Below are 14,056 nucleotides of genomic sequence, written 5' to 3' on the forward strand. Positions count from 1 at the left end.
TTTTCTTTTATGTTTTTACACAAAGATAATGTAATTACTGACAAATTGATAGTTTTCGCTTGGTGGCGCAATTGTTGATAAAAAATATTTATAACAAATGGGTGTGATTTGTATTTTTAGTACATTTATACTGTTGATCACCCGAATTTAATTGAGAAAGGAATTTAATGGAAGCAAAATTTTCACCCCGAGTTAAAGATGTTATATCATATAGTCGTGAGGAGGCTCTTCGCTTACGTCACGATTATATCGGTACCGAACATCTATTGCTAGGATTAATACGTGAGGGCGATGGAGTGGCAATTAAGATATTGAAGAATATCGGAGTTGACATGGGCGCAGTACGCCAATCAGTGGAGGATGCTGTGAAAGGTTCTTCCGTTTCACGCTCTCCAATTAGTAATATGCCGCTAACTAAACAAGCCGAAAAGGTCTTGAAGATTACTTATTTGGAAGCTAAAATTTTTAAGAGTGATATCATCGGGACTGAACATCTCCTGTTAGCTATATTACGTGATGAAGAAAACATCGCATCACAGATCTTACAGCAATTCAATGTTTCATATAACGTATTCAAAACCGAAGTCGAACAGAATGCCACCGGCATCACTGATGAAGCTTCCAGTACGCCTCCAGGAGGCGACGAAGAATACGCTGATGAAGATTCACAGTTCTCTTCACCTAAAAAAGTATCTGATATCAAGTCTAAAACCCCTGTTCTAGACAACTTCGGACGCGACCTGACGAAAGCCGCAGAAGAAGGTAAATTGGATCCTATTGTAGGTCGTGAGAAAGAAATTGAAAGGGTTTCGCAGATTCTTTCCCGTAGGAAGAAAAACAACCCTATTCTAATCGGTGAACCTGGTGTCGGTAAATCAGCTATCGCTGAAGGCCTAGCACTGCGTATCATCCAAAGGAAAGTATCTAGAGTACTCTTCAACAAACGTGTAGTTACCTTAGACTTAGCATCGCTAGTAGCTGGTACCAAGTACAGAGGTCAGTTTGAAGAACGTATGAAAGCGGTCATGAATGAGTTGGAAAAATCGCCTGATGTAATCTTGTTTATCGACGAGATCCACACCATAGTTGGTGCAGGTGGTGCTTCTGGTTCTTTGGATGCCTCAAATATGTTCAAACCTGCCTTGGCGCGTGGAGAGATCCAATGTATCGGTGCTACTACACTGGATGAGTACCGCCAGTACATTGAGAAAGATGGTGCTTTGGACCGTCGTTTCCAAAAAGTAACCGTAGAACCTACTTCTATCGACGATACGATCGAAATCTTGAACCGTATCAAAGATAAATATGAGGAACACCACAATGTTACTTATACCCCAGAAGCTATTGATGCCTGTGTGTCATTGACCACAAGATATATCACGGATAGATTCTTGCCAGATAAAGCTATCGATGCTTTAGACGAGTCGGGATCACGTGTACACTTGAACAATATCCATGTTCCTCAATCCATCATCGATATCGAAGAGAAAATCGAGGAAGTTAAAGTGGAGAAAAACAAGGTTGTCCGCAGTCAGAAATATGAAGAAGCTGCCAAACTTCGTGATACTGAAAAGAAATTGATCGAAGAATTGGAGAAAGAAAAAGCCGCTTGGGAAGCAGAAACCAAAACAAAACGCTATACAGTTACGGAAGATAATGTAGCTGAAGTTGTGTCGATGATGACTGGTATCCCAGTGCAACGTGTTAGCCAATCGGATAGCCAGAAACTATTGAACATGGGTGAATCCATGAAAGGTAGGATCATTGGTCAGGACGATGCCGTACAGAAATTGGTGAAAGCCATCCAACGTACTCGTGCAGGATTGAAAGATCCTAAGAAACCTATCGGTTCCTTTATCTTCTTAGGTCCTACAGGTGTTGGTAAAACTGAATTGGCAAAAGAGTTAGCTCGCTTCATGTTTGATTCTGAAGATGCTTTGATCCAGATCGATATGAGTGAGTACATGGAGAAATTCGCCGTGTCTCGCTTAGTCGGAGCGCCTCCAGGATACGTAGGTTATGAAGAAGGTGGTCAGTTGACCGAAAAGGTTCGCCGTAAACCATATGCTGTTGTCTTATTGGATGAGATTGAAAAAGCTCACCCTGATGTATTCAATTTGTTGTTGCAAGTATTGGATGAAGGTCAGTTGACAGATAGCCTTGGTCGTAAGGTAGACTTTAGAAACACCATCATCATTATGACTTCAAACATCGGTGCCCGTCAATTGAAAGAGTTTGGTCAAGGGGTAGGATTTACTACAGCTGCCAAAGAAAATCAAACAGACTCGCATTCAAGAGGGGTTATCGAAACTGCATTAAAACGTGCATTCGCCCCTGAGTTCTTGAACCGTATCGATGATGTAATCGTGTTCAACTCATTGACAAGAGACCATATCTTCAAGATCATTGATATCGAATTGAGATCTTTATTTGCTCGTATCGAAGGTTTAGGTCATAAAATTAACTTGACTGAAGCTGCCAAAAACTACATTGCTGAAAAAGGATATGACAGCAACTTTGGCGCTAGACCATTGAAACGTGCAATCCAAAAGTATCTTGAAGATCCAATCGCCGAAGAGATCCTGAAAGGTGAACTTAAGACCGGTGAGACTATCTTGGTAGATTATGATGATGAAAAGAAAGATATCGTAGTTTCTTCTGCAAAGAATGAAAAGGACGATGACTCTTCTCTTGCTTCTGATGTCAAAAACAACAAGAAAAAAGATTAATAGAAAATATATCCAATATGGCGGCCTGAAAGCAATTTTAGGCCGCTTTTTTATATAATTATCTGCTGATTTTACTCCTTTTTACAACCAAAATTAAAATTAGAGGTCAAAATTCCTAGCTCATGGACCTTCCTCCTGCCAAAATCCTTCCGGTGAATTCCTGTGCAAACATGATTTATATCACTTTCTGTCATGATGCAGTGCATTCGTTTCTGCAGGCCTAAACGCTAATTTTGGAACAATAACTACTTTACTTAAGGGATGAGAGTGATTGCATATAACATTTTGGGACCTGAGAAGGAGCACCTCGCCAAGGCAAATGGTAAGGTACATGATTTGACTTTGATATCAAACGAGTTGAATTTTAGTACCATGCACTATGCCATAGGAAAAGAGGCTGTCATCATCTCCGATCGTGATGTGTTGGATAGAGTAATGTTATTTGAACTCTATAAAATTGGGATTAGAAATATTATCACCCGTTCAAGATCCACTGACCATATTGACCTAGATTATGCCGGAGAATTGAAAATACACGTTGCAAACGTCCCATTCGATAACTCCCTTGAAGGAATTGCCAAGCAGACCATCATGAACCTTACCCAATGGATGGTAGGAGGTTGTACGGGAGAGGCTTGTCAATGTAGAATGGAATGCAATAAAAAGGTTAAATATAGACGATATGGAAACGGAGATTCTAAACAAACTGATCAACAAATATAACGTAGCGGCTCCTCGCTATACCAGTTATCCAACAGTACCTTTCTGGGAAAACGAACGTTTTAATGAAGCCGATTGGCGCCAAAGAGTGGCTTTGAACTTTAACAAGTCCAAAGATCAGGGAATCAGCATTTATGTGCACCTGCCATTCTGCGAAAGCCTTTGTACCTACTGCGGATGTAATACCCGTATTACCAAAAACCACCAAGTCGAAGATCCTTATATTACCTCCCTTCTCAAAGAATGGCAGATGTACAAAGATATCTTGAAGGAAGATAACCTTAAGATCGCAGAAATTCACCTAGGTGGTGGAACTCCGACCTTCTTTACGGCAGAAAAACTGCACCGCTTGATCGCAGGTCTCTTGGAAGGGAACGAAAAAACGCAAGATGCCTCTTTCTCATTCGAGGCCCATCCTGCAAATACTACTTACGATCATTTAAAGACCCTTTATGATTTGGGATTTAAGAGATTGAGCTTGGGTATCCAAGATTTCGATGAAAAAGTCCAATTTATTATCAATAGACATCAAACTGTGGAAGATGTAGACCGTGTCATGAAAGATGCTAGAGGTCTTGGTTACGAATCCATCAACTTTGATTTGATTTATGGCTTGCCTTTACAGACGGCAGAATCCGTGCGCATGACCATAGAGCATTCCATGAAATTAAATCCTGACCGGATTTCCTTCTATAGTTATGCCCATGTACCTTGGATCAAACCTGGTCAACGCCGATTTACTGAGCATGACCTTCCCGTGGGAGAAGAAAAATTAAATCTATATAAACTGGGAAAACAGATGATCCAGGAAAGTGGTTATAAAGATGTAGGTATGGACCACTTCGCCAAAACGGATGATGCCCTTTATATCGCTTCCCTTGATGGGACCCTGCACCGTAACTTCATGGGATATGCAGATCGCTATACACCCTTGTTGATCGGTCTGGGTGTGTCTTCCATCAGTGATGCCTGGACAGCATTCGCCCAAAACGTCAAAACCGTTGAGGAATACCATAAACTCATAGGCGAAGGCATTTTGCCGGTCGTGAAAGGTCATATCCTAAATGATGAAGATCTGATCATCAGAGAATATATCCTGGATATGATGTGCCGTGGTAAAGTTCAGCTGAAAGAAGGTTTTGCCCTAAATGAAAAAATCATCGAACGCCTACAACCTTTGGTCGCTGATGAATTGGTGAGTGTAGATCAGGATATCGTTCAGATCAGTGAACTAGGGAAATCATTCCTGCGCAATGTCTGCATGGCATTTGATGAACGCCTGCAAAAAACAAAAGAAAGAGACAATTTATTCAGTCAAGCTATTTAACCTTATATTTATATTATGTCAACAAAAGGGGAACTGCAATTAAGTACAATTTGCTATCACTGTGGTGATCCGGTGGAGGATTCTGCCTATATCTTGGAAGACCATCGCTTTTGTTGCCTAGGTTGCCAAACTGTTTATCAGATCTTGAATGATAACAACATGGCATCCTATTATAAGTACAATACCCATCCAGGGAAATCCCAAAAAGCACAAAAGGAGGACCTTTCCTATCTGGATGAACCCAATATCATTGCCAAACTGGTAGACTATCAGGATAATGAACAGGCCATCATTACATTTTATGTACCTGCTATCCATTGTAGCTCTTGTATCTGGCTGCTTGAACACCTATATAAATTGAATCCAGGCGTGAAGACCTCTCAGGTAGACTTCATGAAAAAACAAGCTAGCATCACCTTCAAAAAGGACGAAATTTCCCTGCGTGAACTGGTCGATCTATTGCACAAGATCGGATACGACCCAAAGATCACCCTTCAGGATGTCGTCAAAGAAGGTAAGAAAATAAACCAAAGTGGACTTATTGCAAAGATTACCGTGGCAGGTTTCTGTTTCGGTAACTCCATGATGATCTCTTTTCCGGAATACTTCGGAATGGGCGAGTTTGAAAGACAGTATTCCAATTTCTTCAACTACATGAACTTGGCATTCGGTCTCCCAGTCCTATTATATAGTGCCTCCGATTATTTCAAATCGGCCTGGTTGAGCCTCAAGCAAAAACGCCTGAACCTTGATGTGCCTTTGGCCCTCGGGATCTTTGTGCTCTTCTTCCGCTCGGCCTTTGAGATCATTTCCCAGACAGGTCCTGGATTTATGGATACCTTATGCAGTTTGGTATTCTTTATCCTGATCGGAAAATATGTACAACAGAGAACATACTACCATATTTCCTTTGAACGCGATTACCGTTCATACTTTCCTGTTGCGGTAACTGTATTGGATGAAGGTGTTGCAAAGCCCACACAGATCGCTGACCTGCAGGTTGGCGACAGGATCTTGGTCCGCAATAATGAAATTATTCCTGCTGATGCCATTTTGCTGAATGGCAATGCATCCGTGGACTTCAGCTTCGTGACAGGGGAGAGTAAACCTGTTGAAAAGGTGTTGGGGGAAGTGGTTTACGCTGGAGGTAGACAAATGGGAGAGGCTATCGAATTGGAAGTGGTCAAAGCGGTATCCCAAAGTTATTTGACCAAGCTCTGGAACAATGATAGCTTAAAGCAGTATGAAAAGAAATTTGAAACCTTTGTAGGTTTTATCAGTAAATATTTCACCATTGGTCTTCTCATGATTGCCATTGCAGCCTGTGTGTTCTGGATTGTTGGTGGAAATGCAGATAAAGCTTGGGGAGCTTTTACGGCCGTTCTGATCATCGCCTGTCCATGTGCATTGGCCTTGAGCTCGCCTTTTACGCTTTCAGCTGCATTGAGCATCTTTGATAAAAACAAGTTGTACATCAAGAATACAGCCGCTATTGAACAGATGGCAGCTATTGAGACCGTCGTGTTTGATAAAACTGGAACCATTTCTTCGCCTACTGCATCCAGTATGTATTTCGAAGGAACCCTGAATCCAATGGAGCGAAATCTCTTGGCTTCCCTATGTCGTAATTCTAACCACCCATTGAGTAGAGAGATTATCAAATGGTTGGGCGATGTTCAGATGTTGAACATAGAAGAGTACGAAGAGGTAGTCGGAAGAGGACAATCTGGAAAATATCAAGATTACAGTATACAGATCGGTAGTGCCAGTTATGTGAATACCGCCAAAGTCGATTTAGAAGGGTCGGTTGTATATGTCAAGATCAATGATACCTTGAAAGGATATTTCACCCTGGAGCAATCTTGGCGTACTGGACTTACCGAAGTCATCAATAAGTTAAAGGCAGAGCATTATGACCTGCATTTAATTTCTGGTGACAACGAACGTAGGGCTGATGCATTGCGCATGATATTTCCCGCAAATGCTAAACTCCTATTCAACCAAACTCCTGCGGCTAAATTGGAAAAAATTACCGAATGGCAGCATCAAGGAAAAAAAGTCTGCATGTTGGGCGATGGATTGAATGATGCCGGAGCATTGAGGAAAGCGGACCTCGGTATTGCCGTATCAGACGATATCAATAATTTCTCGCCAGGTTGTGATGCCATCTTGGATGGTGAGGCATTCCATAAACTGCCGAAATTCTTTGATTTCAGTAAAGACGCCGTCAAGGTCATCAAGATGTCATTTATCATTTCCTTATTATATAATGTAATCGGTATTAGTTTCGCCGTTCAGGGAACAATGTCACCTTTATTCGCAGCGATCTTAATGCCTATCAGTACCGTTACTATTATTTCATTCACCAGTTTGATGACTAGAGGATATGCAAAACGGAGAAAATTAATTTAACTTTGTACTATGAACATCATATTTTTCTTAATCGGTTGTAGTGTATTGATTGCACTGTTCTTTTTGGGAGCTTTCTTTTGGGCCAGCAAAAACGGACAGCATGAGGATACATATACCCCTTCCGTAAGAATCTTGTTTGACGATGAACCCTACAACCCGGAAACAGAAACTGAACAAGCCGCTCCAAAAAAATAAAATCACAGTTTTTTTACATTCCTAATACCTTTTTGCTTAACGCCTTGCTTATCTTTGTGGCGTATGTTTCGACTATTGCATTTCTTGGCGCTATTCGGATACCTCAATGTGCTATGCTTGGAGGTAAAGTCTATCGACCTTTTTGGTTCCACGAATGTGGTAGCCAACGAAACCTTAGTTGAAGTCGTATTGGAAGAGGTGCTCAACCTGACACATCCTGTGAATTCCGAGGCCCTTCCTGAAATCATCTTCGATGATTATCGCATTCTTTCCCTGTTCCTAGGGTTAATACCATTGGTATTCATCTTTAACTGGTTAATTTCCAGACTTTACAGGATCAAATCAACCTTAAAACATCCGTTTTATCTGTCCAAGACACTATGCCTCCCTGGCTATTACCAGTTCTTGTATAGATACCGTCCTTTCTAATTTCCATTTTTTATATGCTTTCCATTTTGAAAGTATAGGGATTGTTATGCCATCTGCGTAACAACCAACATCTATTGTATTCTATTTTATTTTAATACCCATATTTTATATTGCTATGAAAAAACAACGCATGCTACTACCCGTAGTAGGTTGCGCATTATTAGTTGCATCCTGTACTGCTACCAGTAACGAAAAGACAACTGCTAATGCACCTAAAGTCGTTCCCGTATCTAATTTAGTTCAACTGGATACTGTTGTGTACAAAGAGTATATCGCAGATATCCAATCTCAACGTAATGTGGAATTACGCTCCCGTTTGGTAGGGTTCCTGGATAGGATCTTTGTTGATGAGGGAGCATTCGTGAAAAAAGGACAGGTCCTGTTCTCTTTGGTAGCGGATGAATACAAAGCTGACTTGGCACAAGCTCAGGCAGCAGTCAGCAGTGCTGAAGCTGAAGTGAAAAAAGTAGAACTGGAGATGGAAAGGACCCAGAAGTTGGTTCAGAAAAACATTGTCAGCTCAACCGAATATGATCTATTGAAAGTTCAATTACGTGCCGCTAATGCTAAAGTTGGGGAAGCAGAAGCCGTTTTGAACCAAGCAAGGACAAAATTGTCCAATACGCAGATCCGCGCACCTTTTGATGGCCGTATCGATCGGATCCAATTAAAAGAGGGTTCCTTGTTGGAAGAAGGATCCCTATTGACCACCATCTCAGATATGGCTAATATGAACGTGTACTTCGATATCTCTGAACAGGAATACCTAGGGATCGCATCTGACTCTACCTTTAATAGAAATAATTTCAAAAAAGAAGTTCAGTTGATCTTAGCAAATGGTGCTACCTATCCTAATACAGGAACTGCTGAGATCGTTGAAAGTGAATTCGAGGCCAGTACTGGATCTATTTCCCTGCGTGCAAAATTCAATAATCCCGATGGACTATTGAAACATGGTGCTACCGGGAGGATCGGTGTGCCTGTCCAGACTGGTGACCTGCTATTGGTGCATCAGAAATCTGTTTTCGAAATCCAGGACAAAGCATATGTATATACCCTAAAAGGGGATACCGTTAAGATGACCCCTTTCCAAAACGGACGTCGTGTTGGACATTACTATGTCGTAGAAAATGGTTTGCCAGCTGATGCTAAAGTTGTGTATGAAGGCGTTCAATCCCTTCGTGATGGAATGGTAATTCAACCAAAAATGGTTAAAAACTAAGAAGGGAGCGAGATTTAATGTTTGAAAAATTTATTAAGAGGCCGGTGCTATCGCTGGTCATCTCGATCTTTATTACCCTTTTGGGTCTATTGGCATTGTTTACCTTGCCCATTACCCAATTCCCTGATATCGTTCCGCCATCAGTAGTTGTAACGGCTAACTATACCGGTGCAAATGCCGAAGTAAGTACCAATGCGGTAGCCATTCCGCTGGAAAAGGCAATCAATGGGGTAGCAGGAATGACCTATATGTCTTCGGTATCCACAAACAATGGTAATACCTTGATCCAAGTTTTCTTTGAAGTAGGTACTGACCCAGATATCGCTGCCGTAAACGTCCAGAACAGGGTGACCACCGTGCTCGATGAATTGCCTGAAGAGGTAATCAAGGCCGGGGTGACCACCGAAAAGGAAGTGAACAGTATGCTGATGTACCTGAACCTGTATACTGATGATGAAACTGCCGACGAACGCTTTATCTATAACTTTACCGATATCAATATCCTGAAGGAATTGAAACGTATCGAAGGTGTGGGCTTTGCGCAGATCATGGGTATGAAGGATTACGCTATGCGTATTTGGGTAAAACCCGACCGTCTTTCCGCGTATTCCATTTCAACAGAAGAATTAGTGGCGGCATTGCGTAGGCAGAATATTGAAGCTGCTCCGGGTCAGACCGGTATCAGTTCGGATAAAACCGTCAATATGCAACAATACGTATTGCGCTATCCCGGTAAGTTCACCGAAATCAGCGAATATGAAAATATTCCGATCCGTGCCAATGTAGATGGTTCGATTATCCGTATCAAGGATATCGCCGATGTGGAATTTGGTTCCCTGGATTATGAAATGGTATCCAAAACGGATGGTAGGCCATCGGCATCCATCATGATCAAGCAGTTGCCGGGCTCGAATGCCCAAGAGGTTATCCAAAGGGTTAAGGATCGTATGGCGGAATTAAAAGATGCCACTTTCCCGCCGGGAATGACCTATACCATGGGGTATGATGTATCTCGTTTCTTGAATGCCTCAATTTCCAGTGTATTGATCACCTTAGTGGAGGCCTTTATACTCGTTTTCTTGGTGGTATTCATTTTCCTTCAAGATTTCCGGGCTACCATTATCCCGATCTTGGCGGTTCCTGTATGTTTGATCGGGTCCTTGTTCTTCATGCAGATGATGGGATTCTCCATCAACTTATTGACCTTGTTCGCACTCGTGCTCGCCATTGGAATTGTCGTCGACAACGGTATTGTCGTCGTCGAGGCCGTCTATGCCAAGATGGAGGAGGAACACCTTTCTCCAATGGAAGCAACATTGGCGGCAATGGACGAGGTGGGTTCTGCGGTTATCGCTATTACTTTGGTGATGTCAGCGGTATTCGTTCCCGTCGCCTTCCTGTCCGGTCCTGTTGGGATCTTCTATAGGCAGTTCTCCCTGACCTTGGCAGCAGCGATTGTCATTTCTGGTATCAATGCCTTGACGCTTACCCCCGCACTTTGTGCCATTATCCTGCGTTCACCGCATGATAAAAAACCAAGCAATAACTGGTTGGATCGTTTCTTTAAAGGATTCAACAATGTATATAACAGAATTTCCGGAGGGTACAAAGGGTTGCTTTCCAAGATTGCAGGTCGTCGCATAATCACTTTATTAGGGTTAGTTATTATGTTCATCGCAACTTGGGGTTCCGCAGCAATCCTCCCTTCCGGATTTATTCCTACCGAAGATCAAGGTATGATCTATGTGGCAGTAACTACGCCTCCCGGAGCAACAGTCGATCGTACTGAAGCGGTATTGAATGAAGTTGACAAAATTTCCAGAGAATTGGAAATGGTAGAAACGGTTTCCATCCTCGCTGGATATAGTATCGTAACTGAAGTTTCCGGTGCTTCCTATGGTATGGGGATGATCAACTTGAAGGCTTGGGATGAAAGAAATGAATCGGTAGATGATGTAATGAAAATCCTTCGTGAGAAAACTGCGCATATCGCCGATGCAGAAATCGAATTCTTCCCTCCACCGACCGTACCAGGGTTCGGTAACTCCTCGGGTTTCGAGCTGAGGTTATTGGATAGGTCCGGTAATGAAGACCTGAATCAGACCAATGAAGTCGTAAATGAGTTCATCACTAAATTGGAGCAAGATGAGGTAATCGAAAGTGCTTCAACCACATTTGATGTTAACTTCCCACAATATATGCTGAAGATCGATTATGATCAGGCTGCCAAAAAGGGAATATCTGTAGAAAATTCAATGAACACCTTGCAAACCCTGTTAGGTAGTTTATATGCGACCAACTTTATCCGCTATGGACAGATGTATAAGGTAATGGTGCAATCCGATGCCTTTGCTAGACAACGTCCAGAGGATGTATTGAACCTATATGTAAAGACCGAAGAAGGTGAAATGGTTCCTTACTCATCCTTTATGACGATGGAAAGGGTTTATGGTCCGGAGCAGATTACACGTTATAATATGTTTACCTCAGCCATGATCACCGGTCAGGCAGCCCCTGGCTTCAGTTCCGGTCAAGCTATCGAAGCCGTAGAACGCATTTCTGCTGAACTTCCGCAAGGTTATGCCATCGAATGGTCAGGAATGACGCGTGAACAGAAAATTTCAGGTAACCAGGCAGCCTACATCTTCTTGTTATGTTTGGTATTTGTGTACCTATTGTTGGCGGCTCAATATGAAAGCTTCTTATTGCCTTTGCCTGTATTGTTATGTCTGCCTGCCGGATTGTTCGGAGCATTCCTGTTCCTTAAGGTCTTTGGTCTGGAAAACAATATCTACGCGCAGGTGTCACTGGTCATGTTGATCGGTCTATTGGGTAAGAATGCGATCCTGATCGTGGAATATGCCAACCTGAAACGTAAGCAAGGTATGGATGTGCTGACAGCTTCCATTGAAGGTGCGGTTGCACGTTTGCGCCCAATCTTAATGACATCCTTTGCATTTGCTGCAGGTTTGATCCCGTTGATGCTGGCCAATGGTGCCGGTGCTATAGGTAACAGAACCATTGGTTCTGCTGCAGTAGGAGGTATGGTTATCGGTACTATTATCGGGGTAATCGTAATTCCTGGTTTGGTCGTTCTTTTCTCAAAACGTGAAAAGAAAAAGAAAATCAAGCAAGCTGCGGTTGCTGTAGCGGTACTGCTGTTCATTACCTCTTGTTCAGTGCCTAAAGCAACGGTACAAAAGGATATTTCTCCGACCTTGACCGGACAGGCCGATCAGGTCATGAAAGATTCCAGCTCCGTAGGAAGCTTAGCATGGCGCAATGTGTTTACGGATGCCCAATTGATCTCTTTAATTGATTCGGCATTGATAAATAACATGGATGTCCGTCAGGCCATCCACAGGATCGAAATGGCACAAGCTAATTTCAAGTTCCGAAAATCTGCGCTGTATCCTAGTTTGGATGCTGCAGTGGAAGGGGGCTTGAGAAAGTATGGCCATTATACGGAATCGGGAATCGGAAATTATGATTCCAACTTTTCGGATAACCTCAATGATGATGAGAAAATCCCGGAACCTTTCATCCCTGATTATTTTGTGGGTGTCCGTTCTTCCTGGGAATTGGATCTGTGGGGGAAACTGAGAAATAGGAGAGAAGCTGCTTTCTTGAACCTCATGTCCGAAAGTGAATTGAAACGCCTGATCGAAACGGAATTGATTTCATCGATCGCCTCTTCTTATTATGAATTGATGAGCTTGGACGAAAAGATTCAGGTCTATGAAGAGAACATTAAGCTCCATGAACGTGCCCTGGAGATAATCGAAGCACAGAAGGAGGCTGGCCGTGCCGATGAGTTGGCCGTGCAGCAGTTCAAATCACTGTTGTCCCAATCTAAAGCTAATCGTGCGCATGCAGCCCAGGAAATCCTTGCCTATGAACATCAGATCAATTCCCTTTTGGGAAGGGTCTACCAACCTATCGATAGGAATAGCAATGGAATTGGCAGCAATCTCCTGTTTCAAGACCTGACCGTCGGTAATCTGGACGAGCTATTGAATAACCGTCTTGATATCCGCAAAGCGGGCATGGATCTTCAGGCAGGATTCCATGAAATGGAATCTACCCGCTTGGCATTCTTGCCGACCGTGGCGATCTCTCCGTATTTGGGATTGCAGTCTTTCAGCTTTGACAAGCTTTTCAGTTTGGACAAATCTGTGACCTACGGTCTTTTTGGTGGAATTACCATGCCGATCTTCAGGCAGCGCGAATTGAAGTCAGAATATGAAAAAATGAAAGCCTCCTATGGGATCAGCTTTCTGGAATATGAAAAAACCGTCCTGAATGCAGTCAATGAAGTATCCCTGGCCTTGAATACTCAAGATGCCATTGTTGCTCGTGCGACGCATGTGAAGGATCAGGTAGCTGCGTTGGAATCGTCCATCGGAGCTGCGGAAGAACTGTTTATAGCAGGCCGGGTTACCTACCTGGATATCATCACTGCACAAAAAGGCTTGATCGAAGCACAAGTTGCCGATGTGGACATCAACAAGGAGAAGATGCTGAATCAGGTCGTTCTCTATAAAGCCTTAGGTGGTGGATGGCAATAAATGGGTAAAGTAAAATAGATGGTGTGGGTGGACTTCGGTCCACCCATTTTTTTTTGGATCGATTTTGAGGTGTTTTTTTGTGGCTCTCCTTCGGGACTCGTTCGGGGCATGTTCGGGAATGGTCCGGAGAGAACAGGTAAACCGGCCGGAGCGTACCCGAGGGCGCATAGGAGGTTTGGTCGCTCGCGTTGCGAATTTTCGGAATGTGGGTCGAATGAGGTCAGGCCGAAAGGGGAAGATGTTGGACCGGGATTCCCTTCCTGTCCTGGTCCATCCTCGTATCCTTTCCATCCTGGTTCCTTTTCATGATCTTGGTCCATCCTCCAATCCCTTTAATCCTGGTTCAGACCCGCCTTTTGGAAAAATTATCTGGCAATGCTACAGCGAGTTAGCTGGCGGCGGTAAAAATACTTTGGCCTCCCCCTTGGAAGTGAACGTATTTTGTCCCTATCTT

At 42.9% G+C, this 14,056-nt stretch carries 9 protein-coding genes; all 9 read left to right on the plus strand.

Going from position 1 to position 14,056, the window contains the following annotated elements; translation table 11 throughout:
• The first annotated feature begins 167 nt into the window (after window positions 1-167).
• Window positions 168-2,729 carry an ATP-dependent Clp protease ATP-binding subunit gene (locus tag ACWICE_RS18580; RefSeq protein ID WP_454298971.1) on the plus strand — a complete coding sequence of 854 codons (2,562 nt, stop codon included), beginning with the start codon at window positions 168-170 and terminating at the stop codon, window positions 2,727-2,729.
• Between the two features lie 261 nt (window positions 2,730-2,990).
• Window positions 2,991-3,452 carry a Rossmann-fold NAD(P)-binding domain-containing protein gene (locus ACWICE_RS18585; protein ID WP_185210395.1) on the plus strand — a complete coding sequence of 154 codons (462 nt, stop codon included), beginning with the start codon at window positions 2,991-2,993 and terminating at the stop codon, window positions 3,450-3,452.
• Window positions 3,412-4,776: an oxygen-independent coproporphyrinogen III oxidase gene (hemN, locus tag ACWICE_RS18590; protein ID WP_454298972.1), complete on the plus strand. Its 1,365-nt coding sequence runs from the start codon at window positions 3,412-3,414 to the stop codon at window positions 4,774-4,776. The genes ACWICE_RS18585 and hemN overlap by 41 nt, the downstream gene beginning before the upstream one ends.
• 15 nt (window positions 4,777-4,791) lie before the next feature.
• Window positions 4,792-7,188 (plus strand): heavy metal translocating P-type ATPase, encoded by a 2,397-nt coding sequence (locus ACWICE_RS18595; RefSeq protein ID WP_185218167.1) that lies wholly within the window; start codon window positions 4,792-4,794, stop codon window positions 7,186-7,188.
• A gap of 9 nt (window positions 7,189-7,197) precedes the next feature.
• On the plus strand, window positions 7,198-7,383 hold the full coding sequence (ccoS, locus tag ACWICE_RS18600; RefSeq protein ID WP_454298973.1) for a cbb3-type cytochrome oxidase assembly protein CcoS: 186 nt from the start codon (window positions 7,198-7,200) through the stop codon (window positions 7,381-7,383).
• 63 nt (window positions 7,384-7,446) lie between these two features.
• Window positions 7,447-7,812 carry a hypothetical protein gene (locus ACWICE_RS18605; RefSeq protein ID WP_454298974.1) on the plus strand — a complete coding sequence of 122 codons (366 nt, stop codon included), beginning with the start codon at window positions 7,447-7,449 and terminating at the stop codon, window positions 7,810-7,812.
• 115 nt (window positions 7,813-7,927) lie between these two features.
• Window positions 7,928-9,034 carry an efflux RND transporter periplasmic adaptor subunit gene (locus ACWICE_RS18610; protein ID WP_185210390.1) on the plus strand — a complete coding sequence of 369 codons (1,107 nt, stop codon included), beginning with the start codon at window positions 7,928-7,930 and terminating at the stop codon, window positions 9,032-9,034.
• A gap of 17 nt (window positions 9,035-9,051) precedes the next feature.
• The gene (locus ACWICE_RS18615; protein ID WP_313259857.1) at window positions 9,052-13,602 is read left to right on the plus strand and encodes an efflux RND transporter permease subunit; all 4,551 of its coding nucleotides are present in this window, start codon (window positions 9,052-9,054) and stop codon (window positions 13,600-13,602) included.
• Between the two features lie 118 nt (window positions 13,603-13,720).
• Window positions 13,721-14,056: hypothetical protein (locus ACWICE_RS18620; protein ID WP_454298975.1), on the plus strand; the 336-nt coding region annotated here is incomplete at its 3' end.

The organism is Sphingobacterium sp. NPDC055346, from assembly GCF_053645235.1.

Bases quoted from the DNA above. Each gene is read 5' to 3' on its own strand.
- hemN (WP_454298972.1), top strand. From the start codon at position 3,412: ATGGAAACGGAGATTCTAAACAAACTGATCAACAAATATAACGTAGCG.
- ACWICE_RS18595 (WP_185218167.1), top strand. From the start codon at position 4,792: ATGTCAACAAAAGGGGAACTGCAATTAAGTACAATTTGCTATCACTGT.
- ACWICE_RS18610 (WP_185210390.1), top strand. From the start codon at position 7,928: ATGAAAAAACAACGCATGCTACTACCCGTAGTAGGTTGCGCATTATTA.
- ccoS (WP_454298973.1), top strand. From the start codon at position 7,198: ATGAACATCATATTTTTCTTAATCGGTTGTAGTGTATTGATTGCACTG.
- ACWICE_RS18615 (WP_313259857.1), top strand. From the start codon at position 9,052: ATGTTTGAAAAATTTATTAAGAGGCCGGTGCTATCGCTGGTCATCTCG.
- ACWICE_RS18585 (WP_185210395.1), top strand. From the start codon at position 2,991: ATGAGAGTGATTGCATATAACATTTTGGGACCTGAGAAGGAGCACCTC.
- ACWICE_RS18605 (WP_454298974.1), top strand. From the start codon at position 7,447: ATGTTTCGACTATTGCATTTCTTGGCGCTATTCGGATACCTCAATGTG.
- ACWICE_RS18580 (WP_454298971.1), top strand. From the start codon at position 168: ATGGAAGCAAAATTTTCACCCCGAGTTAAAGATGTTATATCATATAGT.